The 14,334-nt window shown below is 40.5% G+C and carries 19 protein-coding genes; all 19 read left to right on the top strand.

Annotated features, from left to right (window positions below):
• Nucleotides 1-184: 184 nt before the first annotated feature.
• The 19 genes from FR741_RS06430 to FR741_RS06575 all read left to right on the top strand — a co-directional run bounded on the left by FR741_RS06430 (nucleotide 185) and on the right by FR741_RS06575 (nucleotide 14,145).
• Nucleotides 185-610, top strand: coding sequence for a nuclear transport factor 2 family protein (locus FR741_RS06430; protein WP_167426455.1), 426 nt, complete (start codon nucleotides 185-187; stop codon nucleotides 608-610).
• Nucleotides 611-771: 161 nt separating this feature from the next.
• Nucleotides 772-1,641 (top strand): hypothetical protein, encoded by an 870-nt coding sequence (locus FR741_RS06440; RefSeq protein WP_233059796.1) that lies wholly within the window; start codon nucleotides 772-774, stop codon nucleotides 1,639-1,641.
• A 53-nt stretch (nucleotides 1,642-1,694) separates the two neighbouring features.
• Nucleotides 1,695-2,093, top strand: coding sequence for a DUF6232 family protein (locus FR741_RS06445; protein ID WP_167426456.1), 399 nt, complete (start codon nucleotides 1,695-1,697; stop codon nucleotides 2,091-2,093).
• 674 nt (nucleotides 2,094-2,767) lie between these two features.
• On the top strand, nucleotides 2,768-3,196 hold the full coding sequence (locus FR741_RS06460; RefSeq protein WP_167426457.1) for a hypothetical protein: 429 nt from the start codon (nucleotides 2,768-2,770) through the stop codon (nucleotides 3,194-3,196).
• 114 nt (nucleotides 3,197-3,310) lie between these two features.
• The gene (locus FR741_RS06465; protein ID WP_167426458.1) at nucleotides 3,311-3,820 is read left to right on the top strand and encodes a GNAT family N-acetyltransferase; all 510 of its coding nucleotides are present in this window, start codon (nucleotides 3,311-3,313) and stop codon (nucleotides 3,818-3,820) included.
• A gap of 161 nt (nucleotides 3,821-3,981) precedes the next feature.
• Nucleotides 3,982-4,302: a hypothetical protein gene (locus FR741_RS06470; RefSeq protein WP_140307512.1), complete on the top strand. Its 321-nt coding sequence runs from the start codon at nucleotides 3,982-3,984 to the stop codon at nucleotides 4,300-4,302.
• Between the two features lie 161 nt (nucleotides 4,303-4,463).
• Nucleotides 4,464-4,886, top strand: a complete 423-nt coding sequence (locus FR741_RS06475) for a DUF6678 family protein (protein ID WP_049877648.1) — start codon at nucleotides 4,464-4,466, stop codon at nucleotides 4,884-4,886.
• A gap of 771 nt (nucleotides 4,887-5,657) precedes the next feature.
• Nucleotides 5,658-6,365, top strand: coding sequence for a phospholipase D-like domain-containing protein (locus tag FR741_RS06485; RefSeq protein ID WP_167426459.1), 708 nt, complete (start codon nucleotides 5,658-5,660; stop codon nucleotides 6,363-6,365).
• A gap of 160 nt (nucleotides 6,366-6,525) precedes the next feature.
• Nucleotides 6,526-6,936 (top strand): cytidine deaminase, encoded by a 411-nt coding sequence (locus tag FR741_RS06495; protein WP_167426460.1) that lies wholly within the window; start codon nucleotides 6,526-6,528, stop codon nucleotides 6,934-6,936.
• 134 nt (nucleotides 6,937-7,070) lie between these two features.
• The gene (locus FR741_RS06500) at nucleotides 7,071-7,631 is read left to right on the top strand and encodes a suppressor of fused domain protein (RefSeq protein ID WP_167426461.1); all 561 of its coding nucleotides are present in this window, start codon (nucleotides 7,071-7,073) and stop codon (nucleotides 7,629-7,631) included.
• A gap of 164 nt (nucleotides 7,632-7,795) precedes the next feature.
• Nucleotides 7,796-8,203 carry an OsmC family protein gene (locus FR741_RS06510; protein ID WP_025625187.1) on the top strand — a complete coding sequence of 136 codons (408 nt, stop codon included), beginning with the start codon at nucleotides 7,796-7,798 and terminating at the stop codon, nucleotides 8,201-8,203.
• 145 nt (nucleotides 8,204-8,348) lie between these two features.
• Nucleotides 8,349-9,068, top strand: a complete 720-nt coding sequence (locus FR741_RS06515) for a hypothetical protein (protein ID WP_047734361.1) — start codon at nucleotides 8,349-8,351, stop codon at nucleotides 9,066-9,068.
• A 132-nt stretch (nucleotides 9,069-9,200) separates the two neighbouring features.
• Nucleotides 9,201-9,710 carry a P-loop NTPase family protein gene (locus FR741_RS06525; RefSeq protein ID WP_167426462.1) on the top strand — a complete coding sequence of 170 codons (510 nt, stop codon included), beginning with the start codon at nucleotides 9,201-9,203 and terminating at the stop codon, nucleotides 9,708-9,710.
• A gap of 139 nt (nucleotides 9,711-9,849) precedes the next feature.
• Nucleotides 9,850-10,344, top strand: coding sequence for a GNAT family N-acetyltransferase (locus tag FR741_RS06535; RefSeq protein ID WP_140054582.1), 495 nt, complete (start codon nucleotides 9,850-9,852; stop codon nucleotides 10,342-10,344).
• Between the two features lie 113 nt (nucleotides 10,345-10,457).
• Nucleotides 10,458-11,117, top strand: coding sequence for an HAD family hydrolase (locus FR741_RS06540; protein WP_167426464.1), 660 nt, complete (start codon nucleotides 10,458-10,460; stop codon nucleotides 11,115-11,117).
• Between the two features lie 765 nt (nucleotides 11,118-11,882).
• The gene (locus FR741_RS06550; protein ID WP_167426465.1) at nucleotides 11,883-12,353 is read left to right on the top strand and encodes a GNAT family N-acetyltransferase; all 471 of its coding nucleotides are present in this window, start codon (nucleotides 11,883-11,885) and stop codon (nucleotides 12,351-12,353) included.
• A gap of 147 nt (nucleotides 12,354-12,500) precedes the next feature.
• Complete coding sequence (locus FR741_RS06560) at nucleotides 12,501-13,037, top strand: nucleotidyltransferase family protein (protein ID WP_167426466.1); 537 nt, start codon at nucleotides 12,501-12,503, stop codon at nucleotides 13,035-13,037.
• Nucleotides 13,038-13,143: 106 nt separating this feature from the next.
• Nucleotides 13,144-13,701 (top strand): hypothetical protein, encoded by a 558-nt coding sequence (locus FR741_RS06565; protein ID WP_233059797.1) that lies wholly within the window; start codon nucleotides 13,144-13,146, stop codon nucleotides 13,699-13,701.
• 159 nt (nucleotides 13,702-13,860) lie between these two features.
• Nucleotides 13,861-14,145, top strand: a complete 285-nt coding sequence (locus tag FR741_RS06575; RefSeq protein WP_167426469.1) for a hypothetical protein — start codon at nucleotides 13,861-13,863, stop codon at nucleotides 14,143-14,145.
• The last annotated feature ends 189 nt before the right edge of the window (nucleotides 14,146-14,334 follow it).

Below are 14,334 nucleotides of genomic sequence, written 5' to 3' on the forward strand. Positions count from 1 at the left end.
TAAGTTCGGTGTAACAGGTTGGGTCTGAATACTAACAAACTGTTCAAGAGTGATTCGCAACGCGTGGCATTTTCATCATGCGTTGGTGTAAGTGATTAAGGTGGTATGCGGCGGCATCGGTATTGCGTTGCTCACACCTTAACAGGGCGTTATGCGTCAGAGTATTATGGATGTAAGAATAATTATGGAAAAAGACGATTTAGTTGAGCTAGTGGTTAAGTATTTCGAGAAAGTAGATGCAGGTGATCCTAGTTATCTGGATCTATTTTCAGAGGATGTTGATTTTTTCTTTCCTAAATTTGGACAGGCGAAAGGAAAGAGTGCCTTAGTGGAGTTTGGTAATAGAATTGGTAGCTCATTGAACAGTATCTGGCACGACATAGACGGTTTTCAAATAACAACATCTGGAAACAAGGTAATTGTTGAAGGACAGGAAGGAGGTGTAATGAGTGACGGTACTTCCTGGCCGGACAACAATGTATCCACTGGTCGTTTTTGTAGTGTATTTGAATTTAGTGGAAAATTAATAAGTCGTATGTACGTGTATGTAGATCCTGATTTTCCAAGCACAGATTTACAAAGAATTTCTGTGCTGTCAGAGGGAAAGTAACGCATAACAAACTGTTCAAGAGGGATTCGCAACGCGTGGCATTTTCACTATGCGTTGGTTTTAGTGTTTCAGGTGGTATGCTGCGGCTTTGGTATTGCGTTGCTCACCCCTTAACAGAGCGTTAGGCTATTTGATGTAGTTGTATCTAATGAGGATTGAAAATGAGTGATTGGGAACATTTATATGATATGCAAGCCCAAGGCTACAGCGCTGATCAGATAGCTGAAGCAGCAGCTTGCGGATACAACCCATATGAAATTGTCTTGGAAGATTTAGGCTTTTCTTCTGAAGAGTGGGAAACTATAGACAACGCTCACGATACAGAGCAGTTTGAAGCTAACCCTGAATTAATTGAGGTTTTTATAAATTTAGTGGAAAGCGCTAGATTATATTTCAAGCATACAAGTCGCTATTTACAAATCTGGGGTGAATTAGGTGAGTTATATGCTGAAATTAAGTATGGTGTAAAGAGACACAAACCACACACCCAAGGCTCAGACGGAAAGTTAGGAAACGATTTCATTGAAATAAAAACTATTTCTCCTGAAAAGAGGACAGAAGAAGTAAAAGTGAAACGTGCTGGGAACTTTAATAAGCTTCTAATTATAAAAATATCGTCAGATCTTAAATTTGAAGGACGGTTCGTGGCTCGGAAAGATCTAGCGAAAGGTGAAGGTAAGCATGCAAAAGCTCAATGGGTACAAAATCAAGTTAGGGCTCAGCAGGTATGCAATCAGACAGTAATCACTAAAGCAATGACTAGTTCACCTGAAGCAAAAATATATGCAGCCCTAAAGTATCCAACCTTTTTAGATTCAGAATTTCAAAACAAACTTGGTTTGTCGAAGTCGGATTTCACTAAGGCAGTTAATGAGCTTTCTAGATCAAAAAAATTACACGTTCAAAAGAAGATAGTGACAAATGGGTGCGCAATACAAAATAGCCTAACAAAGCGTTTAAGACGGATTCACAACGCTTGGCATTTTCGGTTTGCCTCGGCTTTAGTGGTTACGGCACAATGTTTGAAGTAAGGTGGTAGCGTTGCTCACCACTTAACGCGGCGTTATACGAATAGAGGGAAATTATGTACAAAAGTACTGATTTTAACTTGGATTCAAAAGAGTTCAGGTTTAAGAAAGACTCATATCCTTTGTCTAAGATAAACAATGTTAGGGTTAAAAAGTTAAGTTTTCTTGATAATTTAGGTCAAGTTTTATTCTGGGTGTGTGTTTTTTCAGGGGCAGTTTGGTTAGTTATTCCAAGGTTGGAAGAGGTACCACAATGGCTACTAGTTTTAGTTCTTAGTCTGACGGTCGTAGGTTTGGTCTTTGTTCTTCTTCGTTGCTCTAAATATGCACTTCAAGTCGAGTTTCGCCACATAGATGAAACGGGCGTTCAATGGGTTAATGTCGCCAAGTCATACTCAAAGTCAGATTGTGAGTTATTCGAACAGCAAGTGTTGGCACTGAAGAAATTCGTATAACAAATTGTTCAAGAGTGATTCGGCACGCGTGGCATTTTTATTATGCGTTGGTTTTAGTGGTTAAGGTGTTATGCGGAAGCTTCGGTATTGCGTGCCTCACACCTTAACAAGGCGTTAGTACGGGTTGGCATCAAAGGTCATAAGTTTTGGTGTTTATCTGTTTTTGCGCTCGTCTTTACACCTTTCAGTTTGTACCTTTCACGTTCTTTCCGGTGGCACTATATGCGGAGTGTTTGCTTTGATTTCACCGTTTACGGTTTCTAACTCTTAGCCTATTTCTTTGGTGCTTCTTCTTTTTCGTGGCTTTTACTAAGTCAGCATTGTCTTCCTTTGGTGTTGCTGTTGAAGTGCGAGGATCGAATCCTTTTCTAATTTGAAGTCAGTAAAAGTAGGGGAGTTCAGTACGTTTTTCTTCTAGCCAGCTCTCGTCTCTTAACCGAGTTTAAGTTTTGTAGCTGCCCGTCTCACTTCAGCGTTCAAAGCCTTTCATATCATGCCACTTTTCAATATCTTGGAGCGCATAAATAGAAGTAGCGCATGTACTAACAAATTGCTTAAGAGTGATTCGTAACGCGTGGCATTTTTACTTTGCGGTGGCTTATGGTGATTAAGGCGCTGTGCGGTAGCTTTTGTATTGCGTTACTCACACCTTAGCAAGGCGTTATGTTGAACTTATGAAAGAAGGTTATAAAACAGTGAGTAAACCTAATTCAAGTGAAGTATTACCTCCCTTTGGAATGGCTGGTGTTTCCATTGCTGGAATACTTGTATGTGTGTCTATCGCTAATATTGAAAGTGACGATTTAGAGCAGGCTATTTGGTGGCTTTCTATTTCTCTACCAGTGGCCGTTTCTAGCGTAATGTTGAAATTATTTCGAAGTACATATAAAGAACACATGGTTAAGTCTGCCATGATTTTTAGTAACCTATTTAAGTTAGTTGGTGATGCTTTTTCTATCATTGGATTATTCTATCTAATTAATTATGTATCTTCTGAGGCTGCTGGTGCTTTTAAAGTTGCATCTATTGTTATGTACTTATGTACTAATTTCTTAACTTTGTTTATGGAAGATAAAAAGCCCAGGGATAATGTTTCAACATAACAAAGCATTTAAGAGTGATTCGCAACGCTTGGCGTTTTCGCTTCGCTCAAGTATAGCCAAGCGTCGCTCACACCTTAATGCGGCGTTATAAAGCTCGAAGAAAAAGGACATTTCGTGGAAATTCGAACAGGTAAATTTGAAGATGTTGCTGGCATTACCGACATCTTTAACTTTTATATTGAACATACCAATGCACGCTTTGAGGAATTTCCATTTACTCTGGAAAATCGTCAGGAATGGTTCTCTCAGTTCTCTAGCACTACCAAACATCAACTATATGTGGCCGTAGAAAACGACGTGTTGCTAGGTTTTGCATGTTCCCAACAGTACAGAGCTATTTCAGCTTTTGACGACACTGTGGAAGTGACCGTTTATCTGGCACAAGAGGCCAAAGGGAAAGGTTTAGGTTCTAAGCTATATACTCAGTTGTTTTCATCCATTCGTGCTTATGGCGTCCATCGTGTATTGTCGGGTGTTGCATTACCAAACGATGCATCAGTGGCATTACATAAACGGTTTGGTTTCAGAGAAGTAGGTGTTTTCAATGAGTATGCCAAGAAACATGGACAGTATATTAGCTCGTTGTGGTTAGAAAAGGCGTTTAACGTAGAGTCCGCTTTATAACAAACAATTTAAGTGTGATTCGGCACGCGTGGCATTTTTGCTATGCGTGAATTTTAGTGATTAGGGCGGTATGCGGCGGCATAGGTATTGCGTGCCTCACACCTTAATTGGGCGTTATGTGGTGGCACGTAATAGTGTAGATTTCAATTGAGGTAACTTAGATGACTGATGAAAGTTTCTATCAACAATTGGGGCAAATATTGTTTGATATATCTCCAGAGAACTCGAAACAGATAATAATGAAAGCAGCCTTACCCGAAGTTGGTGATACGTGTTTATTTGAGTTTGATTATGTAGATGAAAGTGGGAATGTTCATTGGTTTACTGGTGGCGGTGTAGCCAATACAAAACTATTAAAGGTTCTAGTTCAATTGAGGGAAGAGCAGATAAAAAGCGGTCAAACTTCATGGGAATCATGTACTTTTGTAATTGATGTTGAAGCAGAGTCATTTGACATGAACTTTGTTTATGCTGACAGTTGAGCTTCCGGCGTCAAACACCACATAACAAGCAATTTAAGAGGGATTCACAACGCTCGGCATTTTTGCTTCTACTTCAAATTTAGTGTTTATGGCACAATGCTTTAGGTTTGGGGGAAGGCGTTGTTCACCCCTTAATTGGGCGTTATGTGTATTGGGAATTTATGCGTTTAGATTTAAAGTCAAATATCATTAAACTAATTGATAGTAATGGTCTTTTTGGTGTTATGAATAACACTAAGTGGAACAATTTGCTTGCAGCGTTGAGCGATATCGATGAGCTACTAAGCTACCGAGTTACCTACATTGACGGGTCAACATGGCCGGAAAGTGACTCTAGCTATCAATATACCAGTGAACTGGCACAAATATGGGGAAACTTTCGAGCGATACATTTTATTGATATTGATGCTCGTATCTCTCATTCAAGAGGCGTTTTGCTGGAACCAGAAGTTCGAGATCATAGGGATAAGGTCATTGCTATATGTAAAGAGCAAAATGCTAAAATATCTCTCACAGAGTGTGGTGTTAGAATTTGGGGCTATTTTCAGCACGGTAAAGATATAGAAATGTATAAATACACATAACAAAGCGTTCAAGAGCGACTCACAACGCGTGGCATTTTTGATATGCGTTGGGTTAAGTGATTACGGTGCATTGCAGAGGCTTCTGTATTGCGTTGCTCGCACCTTAACGCGGCGTTAGTTTGCAAGAGAAAAAACGCAGCTATATCGCAAGATCTAGTGGTAAAAGCTCAAAGTTTAAGTTGTCGTATTGGCTTTCAATTTTAGTGTTAACTAGCGTGGTGAAAATCCAAAATTGGTATCGTTTCAACGGTTGATTTGTTCTTTGGTGCGGCGACTTTTGGGTTAACTGAGTTGAACTTTTTCGCTGAAACTCTGCTCGTTGAGTTTGTTGGTATAAAAGCCGATCTACTCGCTGAAATGACGCTTTCTTTGGTGTGGAAAGTTCACGTGGTTTCAGTGGCTTTGTTGAAAGTCCGCACTGTGAGATTGGTTTTCCAAAAGCGTTTTTTGGTGTTGTGAGTTCGGTTTCTGCCACGTTGTTTGTTCCAAGTGGTTTCATTGAGTTGCCGCTTTGAGTCTAAGCCTGACTTAAGTGCATCAAAGCACATAAAGCTTATTGTTTTCAAAATTTAAAATAACGTAAAATCAACTCCTTGGGTTTGCAAACTAACAAACTGCTCAAGAGGGATTCGCAACGCGTGGCATTTTTATCATGCGTTGGTTTTAGTGATTAAGGCGGTATGCGGCGGCTTCAGTGTTGCGTTGCTCACCCCTTAGCAGGGCGTTAGCTCACTTTTCATCAGCATAGTCATTAAAGGTAAAAAAGTTAAAATGAATTTAAATGAATATCAGTTAGATAATGATGGGAATTTCGACAGTGGGTTCATTGACAATAGTATGCATTCTTCAAATGGTATTAATGTCTACTTTCGTGATTTAGAAAAGCATCTGATCGGTCATATTAACAATGCTGATTTAGTTATTGGAGCCGTAGCTTGGCTAACCAGTGACGCAATACTAGATACGCTTGCGTGTGTTAAAAATGTACAAATTGTCGTTCAAAAAGAAGATTTTCTCAGACCGGATGTATATTCCCGGACGAATTGGAAGTCAAAGTTACGTTCGAAATATGATGCACTTAAGTGTGATCTAACGAGGTACGAGTTTGGTAACATTCTAAGTAGCGCCTCAGTCGCGTCAGATCCGACTATTGATGCTGTTAGGTGTGTGGGAAACCATAACAGAGATAAGGTGCCAGCATTTCCAAGAATGCATAATAAATTCCTCATTTTTGCAAACGTTCAAGAAATTCAGAACTCTTTTGGTCATACACACTATAAAGTTACTCCTTATGGTGTTTGGACAGGTTCGTTCAACCTCACTAAAAATGCTTCAATGTCTTTAGAAAATGCACTGTATATAACTGAGCCAGATATAGTCGATGCATATTTCAAGGAGTATGGTCAAATTGCAGCCATGTCAGAAAAGTTAGACTGGACTACAGATTGGGCTGCTCCTCAATGGCGTATTGGTACCTAAAAGTGAGCTAACAAACTGTTTAAGAGTGATTCGCAACGCGTGGCATTTTTACCATGCGTTGGTTTTAGTGTTTAAGGTGGTATGCGGGAGCATCGGTATTGCGTTGCTCACACCTTAACAGGGCGTTATATGCGCTCGATAAAATTGAATATGGATGGTCATGGATAACATCGAAAAAGAGCTTTATCAAGCAGCAGTAGAACTAGTAAGTGCGCGATATTCTTCGGGGTGGGGCGGTGCTGCGGCTGTTAGAACTGAGTCAGGAAAAATATTAACAAGTATTGCCCCTGATACTAAAAATGATGCTCTTTCATTGTGTATGGAAGTGGGAGCTTATTTAGAGGCTCATAAACTCAATGAGCGAGTGACCCACTCATTATGCCTATGTCGTGAAAGCGAGAACGATGAGTTTCTAATCTTGTCACCATGCGGAGTTTGCCAAGAGCGCCTCGTTCACTGGGGTGGGGACGTCAAAGCAGCTATTACGACTCCAGATAATGCATTGGTTTTCAAAACTATACGTGAATTAATGCCTCATCATTGGTCACTTGTAAACGGTAAAGCGCTATAACAAAGCGTTTAAGGCGGATTCACAACGCTTGGCGATTTCAGTTTAAGTTGAATTTTGTGTTTAAGGTACAATGGCTTAGGTTTGGTGGTTAGCGTTGTTCACCACTTAACGCGGCGTTATGCATCAAGGATATTATGAAGTCTACTAAAGAAAAGATTATTAAACATTACGCAGAGTTCTTTGAAGGTCATGATTTCGAGATATTGTCTTGGGAGCTTGGGCCAATTAAGAAAATTGTACCCGATTTTCAGGTTGTCAGGTTTGCACCTGGCCCTCAAATTAATATGTGGGTGTATTGCTCAGTAGGTGCATCAGAGATTACACCCAGTGATTCAGCTCTTCACGAGTTTGTTGTCGTATCACCGATCGAGTCAAATCGTCTAGTTGAAATGCTGGCAATGGTAACTTATTACCATTCGAATCATAATTTGGGTTTTGGCCATACCTTGCCTATTGGTGAGCCTTGGCTTGAGGGTTCTAACTGTGAAAACTGGCTAATTTCGTTGCCGTATCCATTTGGAGAGGACTTGGAAATAATGCCTCTAAATAGTTCCCACGCTCACGTAGCTTGGTTACTTCCTATCACTGACGACGAACGAAATTTCAAAATCAAGCATGACCTAGATGCGCTCGAACAAAAATTTGATGATGCAGAGCTTAAGTACTGGGAAGTAAAGCGGTCTTCGGTAGTGTAAATGCATAACAATCTGTTTAAGAGTGATTCGCAACGCGTGGCATTTTCACCATGCGTTGGTTTTAGTGTTTAAGGTGGTATGCGGCGGCATCGGTATTGCGTTGCTCACACCTTAACAGGGCGTTAAGTGCAATCAGAGAAAGTCACATCAAAAAGTAGGGAAGTATGAGCATTAATATAAAATGGGATGGTGATTGTCGTTTTAAAGTGTCAACCGAAGGCGGCTTTACGTTTAATGTTGACGCTACAATTGAGACAGCCCCTTGTCCAACGGAAGTTCTATTGTCGGCTTTAGGTTCATGTAGTGCTACGGATGTCGTCTTGTTACTACAAGATCAAGGTTTTGAAGTTAAAGGCCTAGAAAATAAGGTTACTTTCGCCCTAACGGAATCAGAACCTCGTTTATATAAATCAGCAAACTTACACTTTACAGTAAATGGCAGTGGTTTTAAGGAGTCTGACATTTTGCGAGCAGCTCAAGAGGCGGTGGAAAAGCATTGTCATGTTTGTCTTATGTTGAGCCCTACGATCGATATCACTTGTTCAGCTGAAGTGGGTAAAAATTGCACTTAACAAAGCGTTTAAGAGGGATTCACAACGCTTGGCAGTTTTGGTTCAAAGTTTAGCTTTTGTGTTTATGGCACAATGGTTTAAATTGGGTCGCATAGCGTTGTTCACCCCTTAACGCGGCGTTAGCCGTCTTTGGGAGAAATAATATTTGCGTTGGTATATAGGTAGAACGATCAGTAAGATCAGCGAGTTAGGAGGTGTAGATGATGATTTTTTGGTGCAGGCCTCTGAATCAATTCAGAAAAAATTTAGGTTGGTAAACTACCATAGTGATAAATCTAAAACCTCGCTTTATAACTCTATAACTGACAATGATTGGAAAGCGGTAAATCTAGCATCTGCGTATTTCGGAAGTATGGCTACTTGGTCTTCTCTCTCAGAAGAGGAAATTAATAATGCCGTCAAAAATGTGTTCGAAAGCGAAGCTCATATAGAGTCTTTTGCATCACAACTACACTCAATTGCGGACAACTTATCAGTGTTAGTTTATTGGGCTATTCCTTACGTACAGAATAAAATTGGTGACCAAAGTAAGGTGTCAATTTACAAGGTGCGAGATAGCTTGGAGTTGCATCATGAAGCTCTAAAAAAAGAAATAGTGCGCCTAACTGAAATGTATGAATATCAATACTTAGTAGCTTTTACCAATCTAGGTAAACATCAATCTCTAGTGGACCGTAGTTTTGTATGCAACTTTGAAACGGATGAAGAGCACCCTCATCAAGTCGTCTTTAAAAGCTTCGTATACAAGAAAAATACATACGACTCAATAAAAGCATTTGAGTTTACAGATAATTATGGGCGAAAAATAAAAGAACAGTATTTGAGAATTGGCGCTACTTTAGAACGAGAGCTCTCGAACGGCTAACAAACTGTTCAAGAGGGATTCGCAACGCGTGGCATTTTTACTATGCGTTGGCTTTAGTGATTAAGGTGGTTTGCAGCGGCTTCGGTATTGCGTTGCTCACCCCTTAACAGGGCGTTAGCATGCGGGAGTAATATGAAGAAAATTCTCATCATCGGTAATTCTGGCTCAGGCAAGAGTTGGTTGTCGAAACAGTTATCCCGAAAACTTCATTTGCAAGAAGTTAACTTGGACTCGATTGTATGGGAGCCAGGTGGCTATAATCAAAAACGCTCCACCGGAGCAATCGAAAATGAAATTGCTAGTATAAAGTCTCAATGCAACTGGGTAGTTGAGGGAGTATTTGGTGCTTTAGCCGAACAGCTTATTTTTTCTGCTGACATGCTGTTGTTTTTGGATTTGGAATGGTCTGAATGTGAAAGTTCTCTTTATGCTCGTGGTTCGGAGAGCTCGAAGCAACTTAATGAGGAACAGGCGGAGAAGAATTTTCGTGAATTATTAAAATGGGCTTCTGAATACTCGGTTCGCGAATCCAAAAGTTCACGACAGTTCCATCAGCAATTGTTCAGAGATTTTCACGGTTCTAAAGTACGTTTCACAACACGCTCTCAAGTGAATGAGTTTGTAGCGGAAACAACATGCTAACAAACTGTTTAAGAGTGATTCGCAACGCGTGGCATTTTTACTATGCGTTGGTTTTAGTGTTTAAGGTGATATGCGGGAGCTTCGGTATTGCGTTGCTCACACCTTAACAGGGCGTTATGTGCTTATGAGGAAAATTGACATGGAAGTGGTAGAGGCCAACCCTAATTTGGCCCCAATATTAGCGAGTTATGCGAAAGAATGCCTAGAATCGGGTATTCCAAAATATTCGGGTGTGGAGCAAGATCCGACAGCTTATTTGTCAGGTTTGGTCGAACGTTCAAAGGCAATCTCCGAGTTACCAAAGGGATATTTACCTAGCACAACTTACTACTGTGTATCGAACTCCGAAATTTTAGGTGCAATCCGAGTTCGCAAAGGTACTAATGCCAATGTAGAAAATGTCATTGGTCATGTTGGCTACGAAACTAGACCGTCAGCTCGTGGTAAGGGTGTAGCCTCATTTCTGCTTGCTTGGGTGCGAGACCATGTTGTCACTGATTCAGTTATTGTTACTTGCTCAATTGACAATCCCGCGTCTCAAAAGGTCATCGAAAACTGTGGTGGTGAATACCTCGGTAACTACACAGATGACAGTGAGGGTACGGTAAGGCGCTACCGTTTAGCACGCACATAACAAAGCATTCAAGAGTGATTCGCAACGCTTGGCAGTTTCGCTTCGCTCAAGTATAGCCAAGCGCCGCTCACACCTTAATGCGGCGTTATGCGTAATGAAGACAAGGATAGTCTGTGAACATAATATTTGATTTAGACGATACATTGCATGACAAAAGTGCGTCTCTTAAAAGTTATGCTGATGAGCTTTTAAATACTACATTGAATAATCTAGATTTACCGGAACAACGGTTTGTCAGTGAGTTTATTGCTCAAAACAATATCATCCAACCTAAAACTCAAGTTTTTAGCGTATTAGCCGAGCGCTTTAACTTTTCGCCAAAACTTGAGCGAGAGCTATTGATAGCCTTTGACCGTTCCTTCCATGAGTTTTCAGTTCCTTTCGATGGTGCGCAGGAGACATTAGCAGTATTGAAAAATAGTGGTGTTTCTATCGGCTGTATAACGAATGGTAGGGACTTTTTTCAAAAGCGTAAAATTGCGGCTTTAGGGTTTGATGAGTACTTTGATTTCACAATCACATCAGGCGGTGTTGGTGTTAAAAAGCCCGATTTAAGTATCTTTAAAATGGGTTTAAGTAAATTTAGCGACAGCGGCAAACAGGTGTGTTTTTGCGGCGACAGTTTGTCATCTGATATGGCTCCTGCGAAAAACTTGGGTCTTGTGACATTGTGGAAAACTGAAAAGTTGTATAAACCAGAGTACGTTGACCATAGTTTTTCTACTTTTCAAGAGTTTGATCAGCTATGGCGAAAAACGTTAGTTTACGCATAACAAAGCGTTTAAGGCAGATTCGCAACGCGTGGCATTTTTGGTTTTATTCAGCTTAAGTGTTTATGGCACAATAGTTTAGGTTCAGTAGTAGCGTTGCTCACTACTTAACGCGGCGTTAGTTTGCAAGAGGAAAACGCAGCTATATTGCAAGATCTAGTGGTAAAAGCTCAAAGTTGAAATTGTCGGATCGGAGTTCAATTTCAGTGTTAACTAGCGTGGTGAAAATTCAAAATTGGCATCGTTTCAACGGTTGATTTGTTTTTTGGTGCGGCGACTTTTGGGTTTCCTGAGTCTAACTTTTTGCGGAAACTCTGCCCGTTGAGTTTGTTGGTACAAAAGCCGATTTACTCGCTGAAATGGCGTTTTCTCTGGTGTGGTAAGTTCATGTGGTTTCAGTGGCTTTGTTGAAAGTCCGCATTGTGAGATTGGTTTTCCAAAAGCGCTTTTTGGTGTTGTGAGTTCGTTTTCTGCGGCGTTGTTTGTTCCACGTGGTTTCATTGAGTAGCCGCTTTGAGACTACGCCTGACTTAAGTGCATCAAAACACATAAAGTTTATTGTTTGCAAAGTTTAAAATAACGTAAAATCAGAGCTTTGGGTTTGCAAACTAACAAACTGCTCAAGAGGGATTCGCAACGCGTGGCATTTTTACTATGCGTTGGTTTAAGTGATTAAGGTGGTATGCGGCGGCTTTGGTATTGCGTTGCTCACCCCTTAGCAGGGCGTTATGTAGCCGCGAGAGGACGGTAAGTTAAAAGGATTTATATATGTTAAATATTCGGCAAGCTCGCATTGAAGATATCAGTGTTATCAAGAAACTACAGTTTCAGCTTAATGAGTATCATCAAGCAAATTTACCTGATGACTTTTTATCACCGGAAGAAATTGAACAAAAAATAGACCTACACAAGATAGTCAAAAGTGAAAGCTCGATTTTTCTGGTAGCCGAAAGCAAAGGGCAGTTAGTAGGTTTTGTTTTTGGTGAGCTATGGGTTCGTAAGTCTTGGACTCTCAAAGAGCGAAAGATCGCAAACGTTGAACAGATTGTTGTGGATTCATGCTTTAGGAGTCAAGGTGTTGGAGTGGCGCTAATAGAGGCATTTGAGGAAAGGGCTATTTCTAACGGCGGAGAAGAGCTGTGGTTAGAAGTATATTCTTTCAATGAATCAGCTCTAGCTTTGTATCGCAAAGCTGGTATTGAGCCCAAGATCCAAATTGGACAGAAAGGACTAACCTGAAAGTCGGCTACATAACAAATTGTTCAAGAGTGATTCGGCACGCGTGGCATTTTTACTATGCGTTAGTTCTAGTGGTTAAGGTGGTATGCGGAAGCTTAGGTATTGCGTGCCTCACACCTTAACAAGGCGTTAGGGCACAGGGCGGAAATGGACAAAATCGTAGAATTAATCCAACAAGATCCAGTTAGAGTTAAAGCCTTAGAGTACGTCTCTAAATTGGGCTTGCCTCAATGCTATATTGCAGCTGGTTTCGTTCGTAATCTTGTTTGGGATGCACTGCATGGTTTTGATGCGGCGACACCATTGAACGATGCGGATGTTATTTACTTTGCTCCTGACGAGAGTGACCCTAAAGCATATTTACAGTATGAATCTCAGCTCAATCAGCTAATGCCAGAAATTAATTGGCAAGTTCGTAATCAAGCTCTCATGCATACTCGAAATGGCGATTTACCATACACTAGCTCCCTTGATGCTATGAGTTATTGGCCAGAACAAGAGACAGCTGTTGCCATTCGACAAGTCGCACCTGGTAGCTATGAATGTATTGCAGCCTTTGGGTACGAATCCTTATTTGGTTACTGTGTCACACATAATCCTAAAAGGTCACGAGAAACGTTTGAAAATCGTGTAAATTCAAAGGGCTGGTTAGTAAGGTGGCCATCTTTGAGAACTGTGCCCTAACAAAGCATTTAAGAGTGATTCGCAACGCTTGGCAGTTTCGCTTCGCTCAAGTATAGCCAAGCGCCGCTCACACCTTAATGCGGCGTTAAGCTTCAATGAGGACAATATGGACTACGAAGAAATAAAACGACAGGGTATCGCTGGCTTTGTCGAAGATGAAGAGCAAACTAGACCAGAGCGTATTGTTAGATTTGTAGAGCTAAATGAATTATTTTCGCCACAGGGAGATATGCTTTTTACTGGTGGTTTACAGTCTAGCCTAGCTTTTCATGAATTAGCTAATAGTTACGTTAACGGTAATTACATGGCAGTTGTACTCTTGTGCCAAGCTTTTATTGAGCACTCATTGTCCGGTGAGTTCATCATGAGAGGACAGAATGCAATAGCGGAATCGTCGTTTAAGAAAATCCTTGAATCTGCAAAGGGAGCTGAAATTATAAGTGAAGCTCTTTTTGAACAATTGGAAGTGTTGCGGAAAATCCGCAACCCTTATGTTCATGCGAAAGCGGGGTTAAAAAATGGCTCATTGGCTAAGAAAATGATCGATGGTCGATTTGAATCTGCTGAAGACCTTGCTAAGTCGGATGCACTAAAGTCACTTGGTATACTAAAGTCTTTTGTGCATGAAAATGTATTTATGTGGCCCCCTCAGCCCGAAGCTTAACAAACTGTTTAAGAGTGATTCGCAACGCGTGGCATTTTTGCCATGCGTTGGTTTTAGTGTTTAGGGTGGTATGCGGAAGCTTCGGTATTGCGTTGCTCACACCTTAACAGGGCGTTATGTTTGTTCTTTGAGTTTTAATGATTTTTGTATGGAAGTGATATGAATATATCTGAGATGAATGATTTGGCTTTAAAAGTAAAAGAGGAAATGCCATGGATTAGTGGTATTACTTCGGATGAACAATATCAAGAATTAAATAAATTAATGGAATCGTTATCGACAGATACAGATAAGAATAGAAGTTTAACCGATTTAATAATTCCCATACTGGAGCAGTATGAATTAGATGCTTACAATAGAAAAAAAGTTTCTGAGAAAAGGAAAGCAAATATATTGGTGGTATTGGTACTTATAGGTGCTTTTTCATTTGCATATTTTGTTTAGTCGGTAAAACATAACAAAGTGTTTAAGAGGGATTCGTCAACGCGTGGCGTTTTCATTTCAAATCAGTTTAAGTGATTAAGGTAGTCATATCCGCTTTGGCGGTAGCGTTGTCTCACCCCTTAACACGGCGTTAACTGGCGCAGAAAATACTAAAGCACATTGATACGGTTTCTAGGTTCAGAAGTTTAG

Source organism: Vibrio diabolicus (genome assembly GCF_011801455.1).
Classification (GTDB): domain Bacteria; phylum Pseudomonadota; class Gammaproteobacteria; order Enterobacterales; family Vibrionaceae; genus Vibrio; species Vibrio diabolicus.

Excerpts from the sequence above, each read along its gene's own strand:
- FR741_RS06550 (WP_167426465.1), top strand. The coding sequence starts at position 11,883 with ATGTTAAATATTCGGCAAGCTCGCATTGAAGATATCAGTGTTATCAAG.
- FR741_RS06510 (WP_025625187.1), top strand. The coding sequence starts at position 7,796 with ATGAGCATTAATATAAAATGGGATGGTGATTGTCGTTTTAAAGTGTCA.
- FR741_RS06460 (WP_167426457.1), top strand. The coding sequence starts at position 2,768 with ATGAAAGAAGGTTATAAAACAGTGAGTAAACCTAATTCAAGTGAAGTA.
- FR741_RS06440 (WP_233059796.1), top strand. The coding sequence starts at position 772 with ATGAGTGATTGGGAACATTTATATGATATGCAAGCCCAAGGCTACAGC.
- FR741_RS06475 (WP_049877648.1), top strand. The coding sequence starts at position 4,464 with ATGCGTTTAGATTTAAAGTCAAATATCATTAAACTAATTGATAGTAAT.
- FR741_RS06565 (WP_233059797.1), top strand. The coding sequence starts at position 13,144 with ATGGACTACGAAGAAATAAAACGACAGGGTATCGCTGGCTTTGTCGAA.
- FR741_RS06575 (WP_167426469.1), top strand. The coding sequence starts at position 13,861 with ATGAATATATCTGAGATGAATGATTTGGCTTTAAAAGTAAAAGAGGAA.
- FR741_RS06470 (WP_140307512.1), top strand. The coding sequence starts at position 3,982 with ATGACTGATGAAAGTTTCTATCAACAATTGGGGCAAATATTGTTTGAT.
- FR741_RS06430 (WP_167426455.1), top strand. The coding sequence starts at position 185 with ATGGAAAAAGACGATTTAGTTGAGCTAGTGGTTAAGTATTTCGAGAAA.
- FR741_RS06560 (WP_167426466.1), top strand. The coding sequence starts at position 12,501 with ATGGACAAAATCGTAGAATTAATCCAACAAGATCCAGTTAGAGTTAAA.
- FR741_RS06445 (WP_167426456.1), top strand. The coding sequence starts at position 1,695 with ATGTACAAAAGTACTGATTTTAACTTGGATTCAAAAGAGTTCAGGTTT.
- FR741_RS06485 (WP_167426459.1), top strand. The coding sequence starts at position 5,658 with ATGAATTTAAATGAATATCAGTTAGATAATGATGGGAATTTCGACAGT.
- FR741_RS06495 (WP_167426460.1), top strand. The coding sequence starts at position 6,526 with ATGGATAACATCGAAAAAGAGCTTTATCAAGCAGCAGTAGAACTAGTA.
- FR741_RS06525 (WP_167426462.1), top strand. The coding sequence starts at position 9,201 with ATGAAGAAAATTCTCATCATCGGTAATTCTGGCTCAGGCAAGAGTTGG.
- FR741_RS06500 (WP_167426461.1), top strand. The coding sequence starts at position 7,071 with ATGAAGTCTACTAAAGAAAAGATTATTAAACATTACGCAGAGTTCTTT.
- FR741_RS06535 (WP_140054582.1), top strand. The coding sequence starts at position 9,850 with ATGGAAGTGGTAGAGGCCAACCCTAATTTGGCCCCAATATTAGCGAGT.